Below are 20,741 nucleotides of genomic sequence, written 5' to 3' on the forward strand. Positions count from 1 at the left end.
ATGAGCTGGGTAGAGAAGTCGGCAGTCGTCCTGGAGAACGAGCACGTCCTGCTGCGGCCGATCACCGCCGAGGACCGCCCCTCGCTGCGCACCATCGCGCTGGACGCGGCGATCTGGCGCTACTTCGTGACCCGGATCGACAGCGAGGCGGACTACGAGAAGTACTTCGACGCCACCCTTGCCGACCAACTGGCCGGTCGGCGCGCGGTCTTCCACATCACCGACAAGCGCACCGGTCGCGCGGCCGGCAGCATGAGCTTCGGCAACCTGGCCGAGGCGGACGGCCGGTTGGAGATCGGCTGGTCCTGGCTCGGCCTGGAGTTCCAGGGCCAGGGCATCAACCGCTGGGCCAAGTACCTGCTGATGGGCCACGCCTTCGAGCAACTGGGCGCCGAGCGCGTCGAGTTCAAGACCGACGTGCTCAACCAGCAGGCGCGCCGCGGCCTGCTGAACATCGGGGCCAGCGAGGACGGCGTGCTGCGCAGCTTCAACCCGATGCCCGACGGGGCGGCGCCGGGACGCCATCTTCTACAGCGTGCTGCGGGCCGAATGGCCCGAGGTGAAGGCCCAGTTGGCGACCAGCCCGAAGATCGCCCGGGCCCTGCACGCGGAGCCGGTCGGATGAGCGGCGGCGCCGTCCCGCTGGTGCGGGCGACCGGCGACCCGTACGCGCTGGGGCTGGCGCACGGCGCGGCCCTGGCCGCACCGCTGCACAGCTTCCTGGACGACTCGCTCGCCCGGCTCAACCACCTGGTGCAGCCGCCGCTGTCGATGACCGCACTGCAGCCGACGATCGCCGCCTACCGGGCGGCGGTCGAGGCCGCGACACCCGAACTGGCCGACGAGGTAAGGGGACTGGCCGACGGCGCCGGGCTGAGCGAGCCGCAGGCCTGGCTGCTGCAACTGCGCCGGGAGGTGATGGGCTACCACAAGGTGCCTACGGCGGGCGACTGCACCACCTACGCCCGGGCCGGCTCGGCCTTCGCGGGGGACGCCGTCCTCGCCCAGACCGTCGACCTCAACGGCGACCTGGACGACCGGATCAGCGTGCTGGACTTCGGCCGGGCCGCCGGCTCCCGCCGCTCGCTGGTGCTGAGCTTCGCCGGGCTGCTCGGCTACCTCGGCCTCAACAGCGACGGCCTGGCGATCGGGCTGAACCTGGTGCTCGGCGGCGACTGGCGTCCCGGCCTGCCGCCGTACCTGGCGATCCGCCATCTGCTGGACACCACCGGCAGCGTGGACGAGGCACTGGAAGCCCTGCGCGGCCTGCGACTGGCCAGCTCGCGCTCGCTGACCCTGTGTGACCACGAGCGGACGGTCTGCGTGGAACTCCTGGGCGACGAGCTGCGGTTGCTCCCCGACGCCCAGGAGAGCCGGCACACCAACCACTTCCTGCACCCCGACTTCGCCCCGCGCGACGAACTGAACATCTTCGCCCGCAACTCCTCACTGCGCCGGCTGAAGACGGCCGAGGCCGGCCTGGCCGACCTCGACCCGCGCGCCACCCCCGAGGAGCACTTCGCCCTGCTCTCCCAGCCACCGATCTGCGTCCCGGACGAGGGCGACATCCGGCGCGAACGTACGGTGGCCGCCGTGGTCCTGCTCCCCGAGCGCGGGGAACTGCACCTGCGACCCGGCGATCCGTCCCACTCCGGTACGCAGGTCTTCAGCCTGCGTCCGACATGAGGGGCCTGGGCGCGGCCGGCCGCGGGGTGGACGCCTGGCTGGCGGATCTGGGGGCCGACGTGCGGTCGCTCTCCCCGGCCCGCTACGCCGACGACCTCACCGAGGCCGAGCGCCGACGCGCCGCCGGCTACCTCGACGACCAGGACGCCCGGCTCTTCCTGCGCTCCCGGCTGGCGGTGCGCGCCCTGCTCGCCGACCGGCTCGGCGAGGCCCCCGGGGCCGTGCACCTGGCCACCACCGCAAGCGGCAAGCCGTACCTGCCGGACCACCCGGACGTCCGGGTCAGCTGGTCCCGCTCGGAGGACCTGCTGCTGCTCGGGATCACCGAGGAGGGGCCGATCGGGGTGGACCTGGAGCGCCTGCGGGTGATCCCCTCGGCCGCGCACGTACTCGCCTCGGTCTACCCGGCGGTGCCGCCGAGCGCCGAGCAGTCCGGGCCCGACCTGTTCTTCTACGCCTGGACCCTGCTGGAGGCCGCGGTCAAGGCCACCGGGCGGGGCCTGGCCGAGGGGGCCGGCGACGTCACGCTGACCTTCCCGGCCGCCGGGGGCGCGGCGCTGCTGGGCATCGCCGGCAGCGGGGCCGAGCCCTGGTCCGCCAGCACCGACCTGCTGACCGGCCGGAGCCCGGACGACCGGCTGATGGCCTCGTTCGTCTCCCGGACCACCCGCCCGGGGGTGCGACTGCACCGCTGGCCGGCCTGAGTCCCGCCAGGCCCGGGGGTGGGCGGCCCGCTGCCCACCCCCGCCCACCCCGTACTCACAGAGGGAGCCCTTGTGCACTGCGCACACCTGCACGCCATCGCCCCGCACCTGGACCTCGCGAGCCTGCGCCACCTGCTGGGCGGCGAGGCCTGCGCGGCCCTGGTCCAGGACTCCTGGGACGGCCCGCACCTGCGGCTCAGCCTCCCGGCCGGCCCGGACGCCGCGCGCTCGGTCGAACTCCTGCTCTCCGGCGGGGAGTTGACCCCAACCTTCCGCTCCCCCGCGCCGACCCCCCGGATCACCCTCTCCAGCCGGCTCCCCTCCTCCAGCAGTGCGCAGGACGCGGCCCTCGCCTGGCAGCGCACGATCGGCAGCCGCGGCCCCGCCTTCGTCCTCGACCCCGTCGGCCCCCCGGTCCTGCCGGCCGGCTGGCTGCTGCGCTCCTGGTCCAACCCGCTGGCCGGCCGGGTGCAGTGCACCATCCGCCCGCCCCGCCCCGGCGTCGCCGCCCACCGCCTGCACCTGGAGTCCCCGGGCCTGGCGACCCCGCAGGAACTGACCGACCTCCTGGCCGACTGGACGAACGCGCTCTAGCAGGAGCAGACTTGACGAAGTGTTGACAGGTCTCGCTCCGCCTCAGATCGGAGTCCCGATGCGCCGTCTGCTCACCGTCCTCGCCACCGCCACCCTGCTCGCGGCCGGCCTCCTCGCCGCCCCGGCGGCCCAGGCCGCCAGCGCCGCGCCCGCCTCCCCCGCCTCCCCCGCGCTCTCCTACAAGACCGTCTACGTCTTCCAGACGGGCGCCCACATCCGTGCGTGCCCGACGACCAGCTGCACCATCGTGGACACCGTCTCCCACATCTACCTCGACGACTGGTGCCAGACCGACGTGGGGACCACCCCCGTCGTCGACCCCGGCGCCCCCGGTGGCAAGAACCCCTGGTGGAGCGAGGTCACCCTCACCAGCGGCAGCGACTCGGCCTGGATCAGCAACACCAACCTCCAGGGCGGCATCAAGATCGCCGGAGTCCCCGACTGCGCCTCCTGATACGCCCTGCCCTGCTGATCACGCTTCGGCTCAGAGCGTGGTGGTGAACCGGTCTGTAGCTCGATGACCGGCAGCTTTCGGGTGGTGGCGGTGTCGGGGTGGCCGGCTGGGGGCAGCCAGCGGAGGGTTCGTCTGGTTGTGGAGGTGCGGAGTGCCGTCGGTGATCGCATTGCTGGAAGTCCGGGAGGCGCGGGCCCGGGAGGATCTGGAGTCCTGGCTGGAGATGCTGCGGGAGGCCGAGGTGCAGGCGGAGGCGGCTCGCCAGCGGCTGGAGCATGCGCGGATCGCCCGCGAGGAGGTGGCGCTCATGTTCGCCGAAGGGCCGGGTGCGGGACGGGAGGGTGACGGGGCGTCACCAGCGCCGACCGTGGTGGAGAAGCCCGTGGGTGTGGCCGGGACACCGCCGACGGGTCCGGTGCTGCGGGAGGGCTACGATGCCCGGCCGCCGGCCTGGCAGCCGGGGCTGGGAGCCGATGCGCTGTGCGGGGCCTACCGGCAGGTCTTCGAGACGGCCCTGGCCGCGCCGGGGCCGGTCACGGTGCAGGAGCTGACCCGGGCCCTGGGGCGGGACGCGGCGCGGTTGAACGAGGTGGAGAAGGTGCGCCACCGTGCCTATGCACTCCAGGCGCGCGGCTGGCTCCTGCGTGAGCGGGGCCTGTTCAGGCCTGCCGCGGGTCCAGGCGCTCTGGCCGGAACTCGGGCCAGTGAAGACGTTCTTTCGCCAGTCGCCGCGTCAGGGTGATCAGGGCGGCCCACCACACCATCTGCGTGTGGTGGTCGGGCCGGCGCTCGTGGTCGCGGTTCAGGCGCCGGGCCCGTGAGAGCCAGCCCAGTGTGCGCTCGACCGCCCACCTGCGGGCGAGCACCACGAATCCCCTGGTCCCGTCGGGGCGTTTGACGACCTCGACCCTGACTCCGTGCGCCGCGAACGCCTCCGCCAGCGCCGGGCCCTGGTAGGCGGTGTCCGCCCAGACCAGTTTCAGCAGGCGTCCGGGCTCGGCCATGAACGCGTCGATGAGTTCCGGGGCGGCCACCGAGTCGTGCACGTTGGCGGGGGTGACGGTGACCTCCAGCAGCAGGCCGCCCGTGTCGGTCAGGATGTGGCGCTTGCGTCCGTCGCGGAGCTTGTTGCCGTCGGTCCCGCGCGTGGCGGCCGGGCAGGTCTCCGAGCCGTCCACCGACTGGGCGTCCATGATGCCCGCGCTCGGCTCGGCCGCCCGGCCCTCCCGCTCGCGCTGCAGGCGACGTAGCCGCTGGTAGAGCTCGCGCACGTATCCGTGGCGCGACCAGCGGCGGAAGAAGTCGTAGACCTTGCGCGGGGCCGGCAGGTCGACGGGCATCGCCCGCCACTTCGCGCCGTTGTCGACGAGGTAGCGCACTGCGTCGACCATCTCACGGTGGCAGTGGGCCTCGGGGCGTCCGCCCCGGCCCTCCAACCAGGCCGGCACCGGCATCGAGGCCTTGATCTGGGCCCATTCCGCATCCGTCATGTCGGACGGGTAGTGCGGCGCACGCCGCCCCGCCGCGATCGCCCCGTACTGGTGAACGAAGCAGTCACACGCCAGAGTGACCGAAGTGGCATCGCCCGGCACGGGAATGGTCAACTGGTACGGCAACGGGCCTCCTGGGCCGGAGGGTTGGTCTCGACAACCGCACTCCTACCAAGAGGCCCGTTCGTCTACACCCGCCCAACGGCCAGCATCAACGTTCGAGGCAGCCCCGACCCGACCCCACCGAACACCACCCGGTTCACCACCACGCTCTCAGTCCCCAGACCCCGCCCCCGACCAACACCCGGCAGCCGCAACCCCGGTGGCCTCCGTGGCTGTGCCCGGCCCGTCGGCCCCCAGCACCGAGGCCAGCACCCCGCCCGCACCCGCACCGACCCCCACCAGGACGACCCCGCACCCCACACCAGCCCACACCACCGCCCCCGCGATACCCGCCTCGGGAACGTGCAGCATCCTCTCCGACGCTGGCACCTGCTACCAGGCAGCCAGTTCTGCCGCGACGCCGACCCAACGCCGCCGGCCGCCCGATCACCTGCATCGTGACTCCTCCCCCAGACGAATCCAGGGGCTTCTCGCTAGGCCGCGTTGGCCTGACGACGGACCAGCCCGGCCCGTAGAACGTTGATCGCCGCCACGGTGTCCGCGTGCGCGATGTGGCCGCAGGACCGACAGTGGAACTTCTCCTGCGTGGGCCGGTTCTCCTTGGCGACGTGTCCGCACTCGGGGCGCGGACAGGTGCGGGAGGTGTTGCGGGGGTCCACGGCGACCACGTCCCGCCCGGCGCTTTCAGCCTTGGCGTGCAGGATCGTCAGGAACACCCCCCAACCGGCATCCATGATCGAACGGTTGAGGCCGCTCTTCGCAGCCGCCCCGTTGGGCAGGAACACGCCCGCCCGTTCGGGGTCGGGCTTCGGCGCGACGGTCCGGCTCATGTTGCGGATTCGCAGGTCCTCGTGCGCGATGAAGTCATACTCACGCACCAGTTTAAGGGCGGTCTTGTGCGCGTGATCGAGCCGCTGACGGCGGACCTTGCCGTGGAGCGTGGCGACCCTCTCCACCGCGCGCTGGTGGTTGCGGGTGCGCTTGTCCCGGCGCACGCGCCCAAACCGGGACAGCGCCTGCTGCGCGGCTTCGAGCTTCGCGGCCGCTACCCGTGCGTGGCGGGGGTTGGGAACGAAGCCGCCGGCCGAGTCGGCCAGGAAGTTGACGATGCCAAGGTCGATCCCGACCACGCCGCCGGTCGCCGGCAGCGGCTCGGGCTCCCGCTCGGCGGTCACTACGACGAACCACTTGCGTCCCTCACGCTTCACCGAGACGGTCTTGACCCTGCCGACCACCGGGCGATGCCGATGCACCTTGACGTGCCCCACACCCTGGAACCGGACGCGAGTGACCGGGTCGTGCGGGGCGGAGTCCCACCGGCACCCGTCCCCGTCCCTGGGGAACTCCACCGTGTCGAACCAGCCCACCCCGCGAAAGCGCGGGTAGCCGGGAGTGTCAGCGGACTTGACCCGGCGGAAGAACGCCTGCATCGCCTTGTCCAAGCGCCGCAACGTCGCCTGCTGCGAGGAGAACGACCACCGACCCTGCCCCAGCGGGTCGAACGCCCGGATGTCCTTGAGCTGCGCCGACTGCTGCCCGTACCTGACGCTGGTCTTCGAGGCGTGCCGGTAGGCGTCCCGGCGTTCCTGCAGTGCCCCGTTGTAGAGCCAGCAGTGATCCTGCAACATCTCGCCGAGGGCCTGGGCCTGCCCCACGGTGGGCCGTATGAGGAACTTGTACGCACGGATCACCCAGCCCACCCCCCTTTCGGTCCACGCGATCAACGTAACCGAGGCCACTGACAACGCAGCGCCCTCCGGCGCTCCGCACCACCGGGTCAGGGATCACATTCCCGCCCAGCTGAAGGCCGGGATTCCCTGCGAAGACCACGGGATAGAGTCCGGCAAGCCGCACTGGCACTACTGACCGCGCCCCCTCCCCCTCCCCGCTCGCCGTTCTGGAACACTGGGCAGGTGGCAGAACTCGACGGCCGACCGGTCACCCTCGACGAACTCAAGGCGCTGGCCCTGGTCAACTACGGCCATTTCACGACGATGCGAGTCGAGAACGGCGCGGTCCGCGGACTGTCGCTGCACCTCGAACGCCTCACCCGCGACTGCCGGGAACTCTTCGACGCGCCCTTGGATCCGGACCTGGTCCGCCACCTGCTGCGCCGGGCGCTCGCCGGGACCCCCGGCCCGGTGGTCGCCCGCGTGACGGTGTTCGACCCGGACCTCGACCTCGGCCACCCGGCCGCCAAGGCACAGCCACGCGTCCTGGTCACCCTGCGCCCCGCGCCGTCCGGACCGCTGCCCCCGATCCGCGTGCGGCCCGTCCCGTACCGTCGCGAGGCGCACGCCGTGAAGCACGTCGGCCTCTTCGACCTGCTCCGACTACGCCGCGCCGCCCAACTGGCCGGCTACGACGACGCCGTCTTCACCGACGCCCACGGCCAACTCTCCGAGGGCGCCACCTGGAACCTCGGCTTCTTCGACGGCACCCAGGTCATCTGGCCGCACGCCGACCAACTCCCCGGCGTCACCATGGCCCTACTCCACCAGGCCCACCCCGACCACCGAATCGAACCCATCTCCCTCCCCCAACTCCCCACACTCCAAGCTGCCTTCGCCACCAACGCAGCCATCGGCATCCGCCCGATCACCGCCATCGGCCCCACCACATTCCTCCCAACCCACCCGATCCTCACCCAACTAGCCACCGAATACACCGCAATCCCCGCCGACCCCCTCTAACAGCCGCCCGGCCGACCGGAGATCAGTCAACGGGCCGGTCCCCCGTCGCGGCACGACCGCAGTACGACAATGCGTGGGAACCCTGTTTCGTGCAGTCCCGGAAGCTCACGGACCCGGAGCGACGGGCACAGTTCAAGATCGCGGCAACCACAGCCCTACCCGGAAGGCCTCACCTTGAGCGAGTGGACAGTCCACGGCAGCCGCACGATTTACACGAGCCCCTGGGTTGAACTCGACCTTGTCGATGTCGAACCGCCCGGGCATCCGCGCTACGAACACCACCTCGTCAAGTGGGCACCCGTCGCGGCCACCGTCGTCCTCAACGCCAACGACGAGGTACTCATGATGTGGCGTCACCGGTTCGCCACCGATACCTGGAACTGGGAAATCCCCTCGGGCATCGTCGAGTCGGGCGAGGCTCTGGAAGCAGCGGCAGCCCGGGAGGTCGAGGAGGAAACCGGTTGGCGGGTGGCGGGTGTGGAGCCGCTGGCGTACAACCAGCCAGTCGGCGGCATGTCCAACGCCGAACACCACATCTTCCTTGCCCGCGGCGCCCAGTTCATCGCACCACCTGTCGACACCCACGAGGCCGATCGCATCGAATGGATCCCTCTGGACCGGATCCAAGACATGATCGACCGCCGTGAGATCGTCGCGGGCGTTGCCGTCACCGGTCTCCTTCAGCTCCTCGCTCGGCACCCCTGAGCAGACAGCGCCGGTGGCCTACTGGTGGAGATCACCTCGCGCAGGTCACGGACCAGCGGCATTCCTGCAGACGATGCGGCGGGGAACTCGGGGAAGTCAGGCGGGCCGCGATGGTACGAGGTGGCGAGTTGGCAGTCCCGGCTCACACCGCCGACCGGTAGAAGATCTTCCCTGGGTGGGGCCGCACGCCGAGTGCCTCGTACAGTTCCAGCGCTGGCGGGTTCTCCCGGTCAGCCGTCCACTCCACCCGCGAGCATCCTGCCGCCCGGGCCTCCGCGTGGACCGCCTCCATCAGCTGGCGGGCCACGCCATGGCGGCGATGGCCATCGCGTACATACAGCTCCTTGAGGTACAGGCTGGCATCGGCGCCGGCCGCAGGCCATAGGAAGCTGACGGACGCCAGGCCGACGACCACCTCGCCGTCGCGGGCGAGTAGCACCGTCGCGGCCGGCCGCGAACCGAACAGCGCGGACCGCACCCGTTCGACCGGCGGCGGCGTGTTCGTCCCGCCGTAGTACTCCTCGATCTCGCCGAGGATGACAGCGATCGTCTCGGCGTCGGCGTCGGTTGCGGACGCGATGTCCAGTCCCATCGGGGTGCCTCTCATCCAGCCCAGGGGCGTGCCAGCAGGTCGTGCAGCACCCGCACCTCGTGCGGTCGTCGTTCAGCCTCCGGCACCAACCCAGCGACGATGTCCTCCACGCCATCGCAACCGCCCTGAACGTCACCCCCGAACACATCCGCAACGGCCCTGGGGGCGCTGACAGCCGCGTCCACGCCGCGATCGCAGGAGGTGACGCTGACGAGAGCAGACGGCCCGGCTCAGTGAGCCGCAGCGACCGCGTCGGTGTACTGCTCGGTTGTCAGGTCACTCTCGCCGATCCCGAGCGTTGCCAGGATGGCCCGGACCGCGCCGAGTGCCTCTGCCAGACCGTCATGCTCTGCCTGGGTCTCCAATTCGATGAAGGTGCCTTGGATCTGCGGTACCCGGACGAGCGTGGCGAGGAAATCGCGTCCGTCCAGCTGGAACGAGTAGTTGCGGCACCGCTTCTCGAAGGCGATGGTCGGCGCGTATCCGAGGCCTCGGAGGATGGCGTGCGCGGCGCTGGCGTCCTCGACCCGCGTCTCGTGCTCCGGCTTGGACCCGGAGGCCTCATCGACCCGGGCGCCCTTGTACGTCAGGACGGTGCGGGTATCGGTCGCGCCGTGGACGGTGCGGATCCGCAGCTCGCGGTCAGCGCTGGTGAGAGCGCCGACCGGGAGGTCGTAGTAGGTGTCCTGGTAGACCTCGGGGCGCCCGGGGCCGTAGGCCTCCTCCAGTCGGGCCATCACGTCTTCGGGGTTCTGCACCCGGGCCTTGAGCTCGGCCTCGATCGCCACTGCATCTCCTCTCTCGTCAGATGACGCGTTCGCTCTCATCGACCATGGCATCAAATATCCTGCGGAGGCCCCGGTACAAGGGCCCGTGAGGCGTGGACAGGATCTTGTAGGTGGCCGACTCGTGCCCTTCCCATTCGGTGTCGAACGAGCTGACGAACAGGGTGCCGTCCAGTCTGATGATCCGCCATGTCGGCAGCGTCCTGTACTGGTAGACCTGCACGTCTCCGATGGTGGCGAGTTCGCGCAGCCGCACCTCGGCGAGCCGGATCCCGCTGGCGAGTGACTCTGGGGACTCTCCGATCTCGCTGGCACGCTGCGCGGCGGCAGCCGAGTCGGGGTGGAGGAGGAGCACCCGTACCTGGGGGGCCGTGTCGTCCCGGGTGACGGCCGGTCGCAGCAGGGAGTCGCGCAGGCCGAGCAGTCCCAGGCCGCGGACCGCGAGGATATCGACCTCCAGGGCCGTGCCTGCCTGGCGTTGGATCTCGGCTGCGGCGCTGGCTTGTTGGGAGTAGACGCGGACGATCTCGGGGAATGCGGCGAGGTCGAATGCCTGTCCGCCGGCGCGGGTCTCGCGTTGCGGGGCGAGGCCGAGAACCCGCCGGGCGTCGTCGGGCATGGAGAGGCCGTCGGCGATCCGCTCGAAGACGTCCAGGCGGCTCACTTGGCGGCGCCCGTTGAGGACTTCATTGACGCGGCCTTGGTTCATGCCGGTAGCGGTGCCGATGCGAGCCTGGCTGGCGCCGCTGTGGTGCTGGATGAAGCGGAAGAGGGTGCCGATGTCACGAGCGCGCAGTGCCCTCCGGACGTCGGGGCTTTGCCACGCGGAGTCGGGGAGAACAAGCGGCATGATGACTGTGGTCATGATGGCTCCCGTCGGGCACGGCAACGTATCTCACGGTGAGATTACCTGTCGGGTATCGATCCTGACTGCCAGTCACACGATTCTTACGGTGTGGATACACAGACCCCGCAGTTTACCCAGGCCCAGCTGAACGGCACCGAGTGCATCAGCTGCGGCACCGAAGAGAAGCCCCTGCACTGTGGCGAGACCATCACGACCCGGGTGAACTCCGGTGTCGTGCAGGACACCACCGTTGTCCGATGCACTCCGTGCGTGAAGGTCCGTCGCAGCGCCCGCGCCGGGGAGGGGTCTTGATGGCGCCCGTGTCGGATCGGCGGCACACGGATGTATATGTGGGGGCCCGGACTTGGATGGTGAAGCACGGGCTTCATTCGGAGCCGGACATCTATCTCGCGCACGGCTACGTCGGACTTTGCCTGCGGGCGTGGCCGGGCGCTTCGGGTGCGCCGCTGCAACTGGCGGTTCAGTGGGCGTTGTTGACGTGGCGCCTGGACGATGTGCTCGACGTGGAGTTGCGTGAGGCGGCGCCGCTGGACGTGGGCGGGTTCGTTGGGCGGCTGGTCGACACGGTGGAGGAGAGCGAGCCGGTCACCCCCGACGACCACCCCACCGTTCGCGCGCTCGCCGACCTGGTCGAGCGGACGCGGCAGGCCATGCCGGGGTACTGGTGGGGCCGGTATCGAAAGCACCTGGTCGCCTGGGTCGAGGCAGCTCACGAGAAGTTGGTCGGCTTTGTGCAGCCCGGCCGGGTGCCGACGCTGCGCCAGTACCTGACCATCCGGCCGCCGGACGGCGGGATGGTACTGGCCGCGATGTGGACGGAGTTGGCGCAGCAGGTGGTCACGCCGGACTGGAACAGCCCGCTGGTCCAAAGCCTGTTGGCCGCGTTCTCCGCGTGCGGGTACCTCGCCAACGACCTGGCGGCAGGCGCCGGCGACACGTTCACCGCCCTGGACGCACTGGCCCGCACCGAGGGCCTGCCACCCGACACCGCACGCCACGAGGTACTGGCCCAACTGCACGCCGAGGAGCGCCGGTTCTGGTGGCTGCGCTCCGCCCTGCGGGAGTACTCCGACGCGGCACGCCCGTCCACCGCCCACGACGGCCTGACCGAGGACACCGCCCGCTTCGCGCTGCACCTCGACTCGTTCCGCCACGCGCTGCGCGAATGGACCTCCGCCAGCACCCGGTACGCGCCGGCCGCACCGGAGGGCCCGGACGCGGCCGCGCACCGCCTGCGCCGCACCGTCATCGGCCGCCACAGCTGGCTCCCCGTAGACTCCCGCCCAGAGCCCGCGCCTCTTCACCAGGACGAAGGCGACAGTGGATAAGATGCGTGGATAAGCTGCCAGACCAACAACAGCCGCTACCGGTCGACGAGTTCCGCGACGAACTGATCGCACGGGGCCTGGCAGCGAGACCGCCCGCGCGATACCCGCGTCCCCCGCGTCACCCGCGTCCACAGCGCTCAGCCACCCCCCGACCAGCGATGCTCGGCCGCGTCACGACCGGCCAGGGCTGGAGGTCGAGGAGGTCGAGGAGGCGGATGTCCGTGGCGTTGCGCTGGATCTAGCGCCCGTCCGCCGTCCCCGGTAGGTCCCGCATGCCGCGCAGCGGTGAGTGGTAGATCGGGACCCACACCACGGCCAGCCCCAGCGCACCGGCCCAGAGGGCGGCGCGGAGGGAGGCGACGGTGGCCAGCAAGCCGGCCAGGGCGGCGCCGATGGTGAGCGCGCCGGTCAGCAGGAAGCGCATGGTGGCGTTCATGCGGCCGAGCAGGTGGTCGGGGGTGGCGTGCTGACGGAAGCTCACGTTGATCACGTTGTCGATGCCCACCTTGAGCGTGATCAGTAGCCAGGCCCCGCCGGCGCACCAGAGCAGCGGGCCACGGTCGGCCAGTGCGACCAGCACTCCCAGTGGCGCGACCGCCAGGCCCATCAGCCACAGGACCCGCCCCGCGCCGAGCCGGCGGGCCAGCGGGCGGGCGAGCAGCGAGCCGAGGAAGACACCCACCCCGCCGAGTGCGAAGAAGAGGCCGAGCACGCCGTCCGCCAGGTGCAGGGTGCGGGCGAAGAGTACCGGGAGCACGGTCTGGCAGAGCTGGATGGAGAGGTTGGTGCAGGAACCGGCCAGCGCGATCGGGCGCAGCAGCGGGTCGCGCAGTACGAAGCGCAGCCCGTCCCGCACCTCGCCCGCCAGCCCCCGAGCACTGCCGCCGGCCGGTCGGGGGGAGAGCACCGGTTCCGGACGGCGGATCCGCAGCAGCAGCACGGCCGAGCCCAGGTAGCTGACCGCGTCCACCAGCACCGCCATGGGCGCCGACACCAGCGCCACCAGGAAGCCGCCGGCCCCGCGCCCGCCGACCTGGGTCACCGCGTCCGCCGTGACCAGGTGCACGTTGGCCCGGCTGAGGCCGGCCCGGCCCACCAGCGCGGGCAGGTTGCTCAGCGCGGCCACGTCGAAGAAGACTGTCGCCGCCCCCGCGAGCACCACCACCAGGGCGAGTTGGGTGAAGGTCAGGCAGCCGAGCAGCCAGGCCACCGGGACCGAGCCGAAGAGCACGGCCCGCACCAGGTCGGCGGCTATCATCACCGGGCGCTTCGGCAGCCGGTCCACCCAGGCGCCGACCGGCAGCCCGATCAGCAGGAAGGCGACCGTGCTCAGCATCGCCAGCAGGCCCACCTGGCCGGCCGAGCAGTGCAGCGCGAGAACGGCCACCAGGGGCAGCGCGAGCGAGCTGACGGCGGTGCCGAGCTTGCTGACCGTGGCGGCGGCGAGGAGCAGCCGGAAGTCCGAATCGGGGGAAGCGGCCGAATCAGGGGAGGCAGGGGAGGCAGGGAGGACGGGCCGGCTGGCCCGCAGGTCGGTGGTCATGGGGCAGAAGCCTGGCCGCTGCCGCCGTCCCCCGGCCATGGATTTAGGCTGAGCTCAATCGACGGGCCGCCGCCCGCCATCCGCCATCCGCCGCCCGCCATCCACCGAGGAGGGCCTGCCCCGTGCTGGAGTTGGAGTTCACCGCCCGCGACCTGGCCCACACCCGGTTCGCCGTCTCTCCGCTGTGGGAGGTGGTGGCCAGCGTCCGGGTGCTGCGGCGGCCGGACGAGCATCCGCTGCACCGACCCTGGCTGGCGGCGGTCCGCCCCAGGCTGGCCGCCGCCCGGCTGGACTGGCAGTTGCTTGCCGACCTGGTGCCGGAGGGGCCGTTGGCGATCCCGGTGTTCGTGGCGCCGCCGCCGACCTCCTCGGTGCCGGATCTCGGAGTGGAGCTGGCGGCGCTGCGGGCCACCCCGCCCGAGCAGGTCCGGGCCGAGCTGGCCGGGCCGCGGGCGCCGCGCACCGAGCGGGTCGAGGCACTGCGCCAAGACCCGGAGGCCGAACTGGCCCACCTGGCCGACATCGTGGCGGCGTACTGGGAAATCGCGCTGGCGCCGTACTGGCCGCGGCTGCGCGCCCTGCTGGAGGGGGACGTGCTGCACCGGGCCCGGCTGCTCGCCCAGGGCGGCATCCAGCAGCTCTTCACCGACCTGGACCCAAGGGTGAGTTGGGCCGGTGAGCGACTCTCGGTCGAGCACCGCTACGGGGGCGGCGGGCGTCGGCTGGGCGGGCGGGGACTGCTGCTGATCCCCTCGGCGTTCGTCTGGCCGCAGCTGTTCTCGGTGACCGTCCCCGGCCGCCAGCCGACCCTGCGCTACCCGCCGCGCGGGGTGGCCGCCCTCTGGGAGCGGCGCGACCGCGAGCCCGCGCGGGCGCTGGCAGCGGTGCTGGGGCGCACCCGGGCCCGGCTGCTGGCCGAGCTGGATGCCCCGGCGGCCACCGAGGAGTTGGCCAGTCGGACCGGGGTCACGGCAGGCGGCATCTCCCAGCACCTCGGCGCGCTGCGCGCCGCAGGACTGGTCGCCGCCACCCGGGCCGGCCGCCAGGTGCTGTACAGGCGCACCGAGGCGGCCGAGGTCCTGCTCACCGCGGCCGACCGCGACCCGAGGTGACCCGCACTACTGCGCGCTGATCGCCCGCAGCATGTTCAGGCGGGCCGCCCGCCGCGCCGGCCAGAGCGCCGCGAGCACCCCGATCGCCAGGCCGAGCAGCAGGAACAGGCCGAGCCGCGCCCAGGGCAGCACGATCTCGTACTGCGGAAGCGTGGACCTGCTGAGGCTGCCGCACGCCCAGGCCAGGAAGATCCCCGCGCCGATGCCCAGGGCCGCACCGAACAGCGAGATCGCCACCGACTCCAGGCGCACCATCTGCTTGATGCCCCTGCGGTCGAGGCCGATCGCTCGCAGCAGCCCGATCTCCCGGGTCCGCTCGACGACCGACATGGCCAGGGTGTTGATGACGCCGAACACCGCGATGACGACGGTCATGCCGAGCAGGCCGTACATCATGTTGAGCATGACGTCGCTCCCGCCGGACTGCTCCTTCGTCAACTGCTCCTGGTTCTGCACCCGCAGGAGCGGACTGTTGCCGAGGGCCTCGCGGATGTCCTGGTCGAGGCCGCTGGTGTTCCGGTCGGACGCGGCCTTGACCAGAATGCTGTCGAGCTTCCCTGCGACGAACGCGTTCGGCAGGACATCGCCCAAGGTGCCGATGGCGCCGCCGAAGGCGCGGGTCTGCCGGTAGACACCCACCACGGTCAGCACCTTCTCGTTGTTGCTGCTGTTACCCACCCTGCCTTGGAAAGTGTCGCCCTTCGACAGGCCGGTGTCCTTGGCCAGCCTGTCGGAGAGCAGGATCCTGCCGGGGCCGAGGTCGGCGAGCGAGCCGCTGCTGAACGTCAGGTCGGAGACCTTGGCGAGCTGCTGCGGGTCCGCGCCGGTGAGCGTGGCGCCCTCGCCGCGCGCGACCAGGGCCGCGGAGGCGACGGGCACCGACTCCGCGACGCCCGGGAGTTGGGCGACCTTCGCGCCGAGTGCGGGGTCGATGGTGGCGGAGCCGCTGACGGACACCTTGTAGTCCGCAGTCAGGCCCGCTACGGCCGCCGCCTTGAGCGCGGCGTCCATGGAGCTGCCGATCACGCTCAGGCTGGTGATCAGGGTGAGCCCGATCATCAGGGCGGAGGCGGTCGCGGCGGTGCGGCGCGGGTTGCGCAGCGCGTTCTCCTGGGCGAGCTTGCCGCTGACGCCGAAGAGCCGGGTGGTGACCGCGCCCGCGAGCCGGATCAGCGGCTGGGAGAGCAGCGGTGCTATCACGATCATGCCGGTCAGTGTGAGGACTGAGCCGAGTGCGGCGGCTTCGAGGTTGCTGTCGGCTCCGTTCTTCTTCATCGCGACGTACAGCATGAGGAGGACACCGGCGCCGGTGAGCACCCCGCCGAGGCTGTTGCGGAGCACCAGGCTGCGCCTGGGCGGCATCAGGTCGACCGTGGTCAGTGCCTCGACCGGCGCGATCTTCGCGGCCTTGCGGGCCGGCAGCCAGGCGGCGAGCACGGTGACGCCGACACCGACCAGCAGGGACTGGACGAGCGCAGCCGTGGAGACGACCAGGGGGCCGTCCGGCAGGCCCGCACCGCCCGCGTTGAGCATCGGCCGCATTGCGGTCGCAATACCGATGCCGAGCGCGATTCCGGCTACGGAGGCGCCGAGTCCGAGCAGCCCGGCCTCGGCGAGGACCGCGCGGACCACCTGGCGGCGCGAGGCCCCTACGGCGCGCAGCAGCGCGGTCTCACGGCTGCGCTGAGTGATCAGCATGGTGAAGGTGTTGGCGATGACGAAGACGCCGACGAACAGCGCGATCCCGGCGAAGGCCAGCAGCATCCGGGTGAGCGCCTTGGTGCCGTCGGCGATCTGCTGCGCCTGCTCGTCCGCGAGCTGGGCTCCGCTGGTGACCGTGATGCCGGCGGAGGGCAGCAGCGCGCGGATCCTGCTGGTGAGCTCCTGGTTGTCGGTGCCTGGCGCGGAGCCGACGGCCAACTCGTCGAACTGGCCCGCCTGCAGGAAGAGTTGCTGTGCGGTGCCGGTGTCGAAGAGCGCGAGGCTGCCGCCCGCGGTCACGCGCGGGTCGTCGGTGCTGACAATGCCGACCAACTTCTTGGTGAGGGTGGGGCCCTGGACGGCGAAGCGGACCGTGTCACCGATGGCGTAGCCGGCCTTGGCGGCGGTACGCCGGTCCAGCGCGATCTCGTCGCTCGCGGTGGGGGCGCGTCCGGCGCTGAGGGGGAAACGGCTGTCCCGGTCCGTGTTCGGGCTGTCCGGTGCGTAGTTGATCGCCAGGTTCTGCCAGCTGCTGTCGGCGTTCAGCGGTTGGCCGTCCTTGGCTGCCAGCGTGGCGGCGCCGTCGACGATGGCGTGCACGGAGGTGACCCCGGGTACGGCACGGACCTTGTCGACGAGAGCACCGGTGAGCGCCGTGGAGCGGGCGTCGTCCGCCTGGCTGTCGGGGTTCTGCTCGGAGGTGGCCTGTACGGAGACGGCGACGCCCTTGAAGCTCTTGGCGGAGGCGCCGCGAAGGGCCTGGGCGACAGAGTCGCCGAAGACGAGCGTGCCGCAGACGAAGGCGACGCCGAGCGTGATCGCGAGGGCAGTCATGACCAGTCGGGCTTTGTGCGCGAAGACGTTGCGCAGGGCTGTACGCAGCATGGCGGTGTGGTCCCACTTCTGACGTGCGTGAATGGCGGGGAGCGGACGGCCGGGTCAGCTCGTGCGGGCCTCGGCGTCGAACTGCCTCATCCGGTCCAGGACGCCCTCGGCGGTCGGCGCGAGCAGCTCGTCGGTGAGGCGGCCGTCGGCGAGGAAGACCACGCGGTCGGCGTAGCCGGCGGCCGCCGGGTCGTGGGTGACCATGACGATGGTCTGGCCCAACTCCCGTACGGAGTCCCGCAGGAAGCCCAGGATCTCGGAGCCGGCGCGGGAGTCCAGATTGCCGGTCGGCTCGTCCGCGAAGATGATCTCCGGGCGGGACGCGAGGGCGCGGGCCACGGCGACCCGCTGCTGCTGGCCGCCGGACAGCTGAGCGGGGCGGTGGCTCAGCCGTCCGGAGAGTCCGACGGTTGCCACGACCGTGTCCAGCCACTCCTGGTCCGGCCTGCGGCCCGCGATGGCCATCGGCAGCGTGATGTTCTCCAGCGCCGTCAGCGTGGGGAGCAGGTTGAACGCCTGGAAGACGAAACCGACGCTGTCCCGGCGCAGCCGGGTGAGCTGCCGGTCGTTGAGGCTGGACAGTTCGGTGTCGCCGATCTGTGCGGAGCCGGCCGAGACCGAGTCGAGCCCCGCCATGCAGTGCATCAGCGTCGACTTGCCGGAGCCGGACGGCCCCATGATCGCGGTGAACCGGCCACGCCCGAACGCCAACGAGACCGAGTCCAGGGCGACGACCCGGGTCTCGCCCTGGCCGTAGACCTTGGACAGCCCGGTGGCCCGGGCGGCGACAGGACCCGCGGGGGATGCGGAGGATTGGGCGGGCACGGCGGCGGCTGCCTGTATCGACATGTCAGCTCCGGAAGTTACGGGGGGAAGAGGCTCTGTGCCTGCCTCTCATCCTCGATGCGCCGTGCTGGCGAACCGTCAGCCTCAGGGTGTGAACAAGGCGTCTGCCGAAGGTCGGGCCCGGGGGCGCGCGTAGTCCTCGGGGCGGACGGCCCGTCTCTGTCCTTCGGCAGAGGCAGAGACGGTGTGCGGCGTCGTTGGTCAGGCCAGCAGGCCCGTCCGGTAGGCGAGTACCGCCGCCTGGACCCGGCTGTCCGTGCCCGTCTTCACCAGGACGGCGCTGACGTGGGTCTTCACCGTGCCTACGCCGATGCCCAGTTGACGGCCGATCTCCGCGTTGGCGAGGCCCTGGCCCAGCAGCGCGAGGACGTCGCGCTCCCGGCCGGTGAGCGTCGCCAGCCGCTGTCCGGGGACGGGGGCGGGGACGGAACCGGTGACCGGCGCTGACGCCCCCTCGGCTCCCGGCCTGCCGACACCGCCGGCACCGCTGGCACCGCTGGCACCGCCGTCGAGCATGCGCTCGATGACGCTGCGGGTAACCTTGGGCGAGAGCACCGCGTCGCCCGCGGCGGCGGCCCGTACCGCTCTGATCAGCTCCTGCGGGCCCTCGTCCTTGAGCAGGAAGCCGGTGGCGCCGGACCGCAGCGCGCGCGTCACGCTCTTCTCGTCGCCGAAGGTGGTGAGCATGACGACCTGCGGCCGGGGGCGCAGCGCCAGCAGCCGCTCGATCGTGGCGAGCCCGTCGAGCACGGGCATCCGGATGTCGATCAGGGCCACGTCGGGACGGGTCTCGGCGGCGACCCGCACGGCCTCCTCGCCGTTCCTCGCCTCGCCGACCACCTCGATGCCTTCGGCATGGCGCAGGATCAGCCGCACGCCGTGCCGGATCAGCTCCTCGTCGTCGGCGAGCAGGACCCGGATCGGGCGGTGGTCGGCAGCGGGAACGTCGGTCATCGGGACTCCCACGGTGGTGTAAGCGACACCATGGACACGGTGAAGCGGTCGATCGTGGCCAACGTATCGCCACGGAAGCAGTACCGGGTGATCCCGAGCTGATCGGGGCCCTCGGCCGGCGGCGTGGAGTCGTCGAACGACATCGTCGAGTACAGGCAGCTCGTCACGGACTGCGGGTGGGCCGGCTCCCGGCCCGTCGCCGCCGCGCGCGCCAGTGAGCTGCCCCCGTACACGGCCTGCTCCACCATCGTGCGGGACATCCCGATCCGGGGCGGCTCGGGAACGCTGGGGTCGGGTTGCGGGAACGCCTGGGTGACCAGAACGAGGCCGCACATCATCATCACGCCCACGCCGATGAGGCCGAGGAGCCCGCTGAGCGCATTCACGGCACGGCGTTGGACACCAGCGGGCTCAGGCGGCGGGGCGGTCGTCGTTGCCGTCGTGGCCGTCGTGGCCGTCGTGGCCAGGCTCGCTCCCGGGTCCGGCCGCGCCGGGATCCGGGCCGTCACCGCGAAGCCGCCGGCCGTCGTCGGGCCCACCTCCAGGGTGCCGCCGAGCAGCGCCACCCGTTCCCGCAGCCCGACATGGCCACGCCCCGAACCCAGACCGGTCTCCGCCTCCGGAGCCACCGGCGGGGTGCCGTTGCGTACCAGCACCACCACCCGGTCGTCGGTGTGGGTGACCGCCACGGTGACGTGCGCTCCGGCGGCGTACCGGTGCACGTTGGTCAGCGACTCGCGCACCACCCGGTGCACCGCACGCCGCACCTGCGCCGCGCGGTCGTTCAGGTCGGGGCCCTCCCAGGTGAGCTCGACGGGTATGCCGCCGCTGCGCGACTCCTCGGCCAGCGCCTCGACGTCGGACCGGGTACCCGTCGTATCGGTCAGCGCGTCCGTCCCGGTGTCCCGCCCCAACGGGCCCAGCACACCCAGCACTTCGCGCAGCTCCCGCATCGCCTCCACGACAGCCCAGCGCACCAGGGCCGCCTCGTCGCGCAGTTCGGGCGACTCCTGCTGCAGCGCCATCTCCAGCCCGCCGGTGTGCAGCGAGATCACGCTGAGCCGGTGACCGATCAGGTCGTGCATCTCCGCGGCGATCCGGGACCGTTCATGGATCCGCGACTCGCTCTCCGCCAGCCGACGGGCCGCCTCCGCGGCGGCGGCCCGTTCCCGAAGCGCCCGCAGCAGCCGATCCTCCTGCCCGCCCGAGCTGCCGATGAGTCCCGGCACCAGCAGCGTGGTGGCGGCGAGTACGGCGCCGACCGCAAGCCCGTACGAGTGGCTGCCGAACCCGATGCCCGGGGCGAAGGCGGCGCAGGCCAGCGTCGCCAGCGCGGCCGAGGCGAGCAGCACGGCGTTCCGGCGCCGGGGTGCCGTCAGGTGCTTGACCGTGGTGTACGCCGTGATGGCCGCAGGCAGCCCGGCGGCCGGCAACAGGCCCAGCACGACGGAGATGCCCAGCAGACTCATCGTGGGAAAGCGACGGCGCACGGCGATCAGAGGAAGCGCGAGGACGCCGAGGAGGAGCCTGATCCCATCGGACGGGCCGGGGCCCCGCAGGGTCACCTCGGTGAGAAGCATCAGCAACCCCCCGCCGCTCACTTCCGCCAGCGCGCGCCACAGCCCCCGGCTCTGCCTGCCGGCGGCCATGGACGGATATCGGGAGATGGTGACCATCG

Annotated in this window: 19 protein-coding genes; 9 read left to right on the plus strand and 10 right to left on the minus strand. The window is 71.7% G+C overall.

The window, feature by feature from the left end; translation table 11 throughout:
* The 5 genes from P3T34_RS12785 to P3T34_RS12805 all read left to right on the plus strand — a co-directional run bounded on the left by P3T34_RS12785 (window position 1) and on the right by P3T34_RS12805 (window position 4,180).
* Window positions 1–1,686 (plus strand): C45 family autoproteolytic acyltransferase/hydolase, encoded by a 1,686-nt coding sequence (locus P3T34_RS12785; RefSeq protein WP_280666156.1) that lies wholly within the window; start codon window positions 1–3, stop codon window positions 1,684–1,686.
* Window positions 1,683–2,390: a 4'-phosphopantetheinyl transferase superfamily protein gene (locus tag P3T34_RS12790; protein ID WP_280666157.1), complete on the plus strand. Its 708-nt coding sequence runs from the start codon at window positions 1,683–1,685 to the stop codon at window positions 2,388–2,390. Before P3T34_RS12785 ends, P3T34_RS12790 begins: the two co-directional genes overlap by 4 nt.
* A gap of 72 nt (window positions 2,391–2,462) precedes the next feature.
* Entirely contained in the window at window positions 2,463–2,984 is a 522-nt protein-coding gene (locus tag P3T34_RS12795; RefSeq protein WP_280666158.1) for a hypothetical protein, read from the plus strand.
* A 58-nt stretch (window positions 2,985–3,042) separates the two neighbouring features.
* Complete coding sequence (locus tag P3T34_RS12800; RefSeq protein ID WP_280666159.1) at window positions 3,043–3,438, plus strand: peptidase M23; 396 nt, start codon at window positions 3,043–3,045, stop codon at window positions 3,436–3,438.
* Between the two features lie 160 nt (window positions 3,439–3,598).
* Window positions 3,599–4,180: a hypothetical protein gene (locus P3T34_RS12805; RefSeq protein WP_280663881.1), complete on the plus strand. Its 582-nt coding sequence runs from the start codon at window positions 3,599–3,601 to the stop codon at window positions 4,178–4,180.
* Here P3T34_RS12805 and P3T34_RS12810 read toward each other — a convergent pair.
* Together P3T34_RS12810 and P3T34_RS12815 are read right to left on the minus strand one after the other, a co-directional pair.
* Complete coding sequence (locus P3T34_RS12810; protein WP_280663882.1) at window positions 4,098–4,928, minus strand: IS5 family transposase; 831 nt, start codon at window positions 4,926–4,928, stop codon at window positions 4,098–4,100. The two genes, P3T34_RS12805 and P3T34_RS12810, sit on opposite strands and share 83 nt — an antisense overlap.
* A 596-nt stretch (window positions 4,929–5,524) precedes the next feature.
* On the minus strand, window positions 5,525–6,742 hold the full coding sequence (locus P3T34_RS12815; protein ID WP_280666160.1) for a transposase: 1,218 nt from the start codon (window positions 6,740–6,742) through the stop codon (window positions 5,525–5,527).
* A gap of 222 nt (window positions 6,743–6,964) precedes the next feature.
* On the opposite strand from P3T34_RS12815, the gene P3T34_RS12820 reads away from it, so the two are divergent.
* Together P3T34_RS12820 and P3T34_RS12825 are read left to right on the plus strand one after the other, a co-directional pair.
* Entirely contained in the window at window positions 6,965–7,744 is a 780-nt protein-coding gene (locus tag P3T34_RS12820) for an aminotransferase class IV family protein (RefSeq protein ID WP_280666161.1), read from the plus strand.
* Window positions 7,745–7,918: 174 nt separating this feature from the next.
* A complete protein-coding gene (locus P3T34_RS12825; protein WP_280666162.1) occupies window positions 7,919–8,449 on the plus strand; it encodes an NUDIX domain-containing protein in 531 nt (176 codons plus the stop codon).
* Between the two features lie 142 nt (window positions 8,450–8,591).
* Here P3T34_RS12825 and P3T34_RS12830 read toward each other — a convergent pair whose 3' ends face one another.
* The 3 genes from P3T34_RS12830 to P3T34_RS12840 all read right to left on the minus strand — a co-directional run bounded on the left by P3T34_RS12830 (window position 8,592) and on the right by P3T34_RS12840 (window position 10,691).
* The gene (locus P3T34_RS12830) at window positions 8,592–9,056 is read right to left on the minus strand and encodes a GNAT family N-acetyltransferase (protein WP_280666163.1); all 465 of its coding nucleotides are present in this window, start codon (window positions 9,054–9,056) and stop codon (window positions 8,592–8,594) included.
* Between the two features lie 215 nt (window positions 9,057–9,271).
* On the minus strand, window positions 9,272–9,829 hold the full coding sequence (cyaB, locus tag P3T34_RS12835) for a class IV adenylate cyclase (protein ID WP_280666164.1): 558 nt from the start codon (window positions 9,827–9,829) through the stop codon (window positions 9,272–9,274).
* Window positions 9,830–9,845: 16 nt separating this feature from the next.
* Window positions 9,846–10,691 (minus strand): helix-turn-helix domain-containing protein, encoded by an 846-nt coding sequence (locus P3T34_RS12840; protein WP_280666165.1) that lies wholly within the window; start codon window positions 10,689–10,691, stop codon window positions 9,846–9,848.
* 350 nt (window positions 10,692–11,041) lie between these two features.
* Here P3T34_RS12840 and P3T34_RS12845 point away from each other — a divergent pair, with 350 nt between their 5' ends.
* Complete coding sequence (locus tag P3T34_RS12845) at window positions 11,042–12,022, plus strand: terpene synthase family protein (RefSeq protein ID WP_280666166.1); 981 nt, start codon at window positions 11,042–11,044, stop codon at window positions 12,020–12,022.
* A gap of 238 nt (window positions 12,023–12,260) precedes the next feature.
* Here P3T34_RS12845 and P3T34_RS12850 read toward each other — a convergent pair whose 3' ends face one another.
* On the minus strand, window positions 12,261–13,565 hold the full coding sequence (locus tag P3T34_RS12850) for an MFS transporter (protein ID WP_280666167.1): 1,305 nt from the start codon (window positions 13,563–13,565) through the stop codon (window positions 12,261–12,263).
* A 122-nt stretch (window positions 13,566–13,687) separates the two neighbouring features.
* Between P3T34_RS12850 and P3T34_RS12855 the strand changes: the two genes are divergently transcribed.
* Window positions 13,688–14,677, plus strand: a complete 990-nt coding sequence (locus tag P3T34_RS12855; RefSeq protein ID WP_280666168.1) for a DUF5937 family protein — start codon at window positions 13,688–13,690, stop codon at window positions 14,675–14,677.
* Between the two features lie 6 nt (window positions 14,678–14,683).
* On the opposite strand, the gene P3T34_RS12860 is transcribed toward P3T34_RS12855, so the two are convergent.
* From P3T34_RS12860 to P3T34_RS12875, 4 genes are all read right to left on the minus strand, one after another.
* Complete coding sequence (locus P3T34_RS12860) at window positions 14,684–17,263, minus strand: ABC transporter permease (protein ID WP_280666169.1); 2,580 nt, start codon at window positions 17,261–17,263, stop codon at window positions 14,684–14,686.
* A gap of 54 nt (window positions 17,264–17,317) precedes the next feature.
* Window positions 17,318–18,112 carry an ABC transporter ATP-binding protein gene (locus tag P3T34_RS12865; protein ID WP_280666170.1) on the minus strand — a complete coding sequence of 265 codons (795 nt, stop codon included), beginning with the start codon at window positions 18,110–18,112 and terminating at the stop codon, window positions 17,318–17,320.
* Between the two features lie 198 nt (window positions 18,113–18,310).
* Window positions 18,311–19,063, minus strand: coding sequence for a response regulator transcription factor (locus tag P3T34_RS12870; RefSeq protein WP_280666171.1), 753 nt, complete (start codon window positions 19,061–19,063; stop codon window positions 18,311–18,313).
* On the minus strand, window positions 19,060–20,739 hold the full coding sequence (locus P3T34_RS12875) for a histidine kinase (protein ID WP_280666172.1): 1,680 nt from the start codon (window positions 20,737–20,739) through the stop codon (window positions 19,060–19,062). The genes P3T34_RS12870 and P3T34_RS12875 overlap by 4 nt, the downstream gene beginning before the upstream one ends.
* Window positions 20,740–20,741 lie beyond the last annotated feature (2 nt).

The sequence above is a fragment of the Kitasatospora sp. MAP12-44 genome, from assembly GCF_029892095.1.
In the GTDB taxonomy this organism is placed as follows: Bacteria; Actinomycetota; Actinomycetes; order Streptomycetales; family Streptomycetaceae; genus Kitasatospora.

Coding starts and splice junctions, on each gene's coding strand:
- P3T34_RS12785 (WP_280666156.1), top strand. CDS start 1: ATGAGCTGGGTAGAGAAGTCGGCAGTCGTCCTGGAGAACGAGCACGTC.
- P3T34_RS12790 (WP_280666157.1), top strand. CDS start 1,683: ATGAGGGGCCTGGGCGCGGCCGGCCGCGGGGTGGACGCCTGGCTGGCG.
- P3T34_RS12800 (WP_280666159.1), top strand. CDS start 3,043: ATGCGCCGTCTGCTCACCGTCCTCGCCACCGCCACCCTGCTCGCGGCC.
- P3T34_RS12810 (WP_280663882.1), bottom strand. CDS start 4,928: ATGACGGATGCGGAATGGGCCCAGATCAAGGCCTCGATGCCGGTGCCG.
- P3T34_RS12830 (WP_280666163.1), bottom strand. CDS start 9,056: ATGAGAGGCACCCCGATGGGACTGGACATCGCGTCCGCAACCGACGCC.
- P3T34_RS12840 (WP_280666165.1), bottom strand. CDS start 10,691: ATGACCACAGTCATCATGCCGCTTGTTCTCCCCGACTCCGCGTGGCAA.
- P3T34_RS12845 (WP_280666166.1), top strand. CDS start 11,042: ATGGTGAAGCACGGGCTTCATTCGGAGCCGGACATCTATCTCGCGCAC.
- P3T34_RS12850 (WP_280666167.1), bottom strand. CDS start 13,565: ATGACCACCGACCTGCGGGCCAGCCGGCCCGTCCTCCCTGCCTCCCCT.
- P3T34_RS12860 (WP_280666169.1), bottom strand. CDS start 17,263: ATGCTGCGTACAGCCCTGCGCAACGTCTTCGCGCACAAAGCCCGACTG.
- P3T34_RS12865 (WP_280666170.1), bottom strand. CDS start 18,112: ATGTCGATACAGGCAGCCGCCGCCGTGCCCGCCCAATCCTCCGCATCC.
- P3T34_RS12870 (WP_280666171.1), bottom strand. CDS start 19,063: ATGACCGACGTTCCCGCTGCCGACCACCGCCCGATCCGGGTCCTGCTC.
- P3T34_RS12875 (WP_280666172.1), bottom strand. CDS start 20,739: ATGGTCACCATCTCCCGATATCCGTCCATGGCCGCCGGCAGGCAGAGC.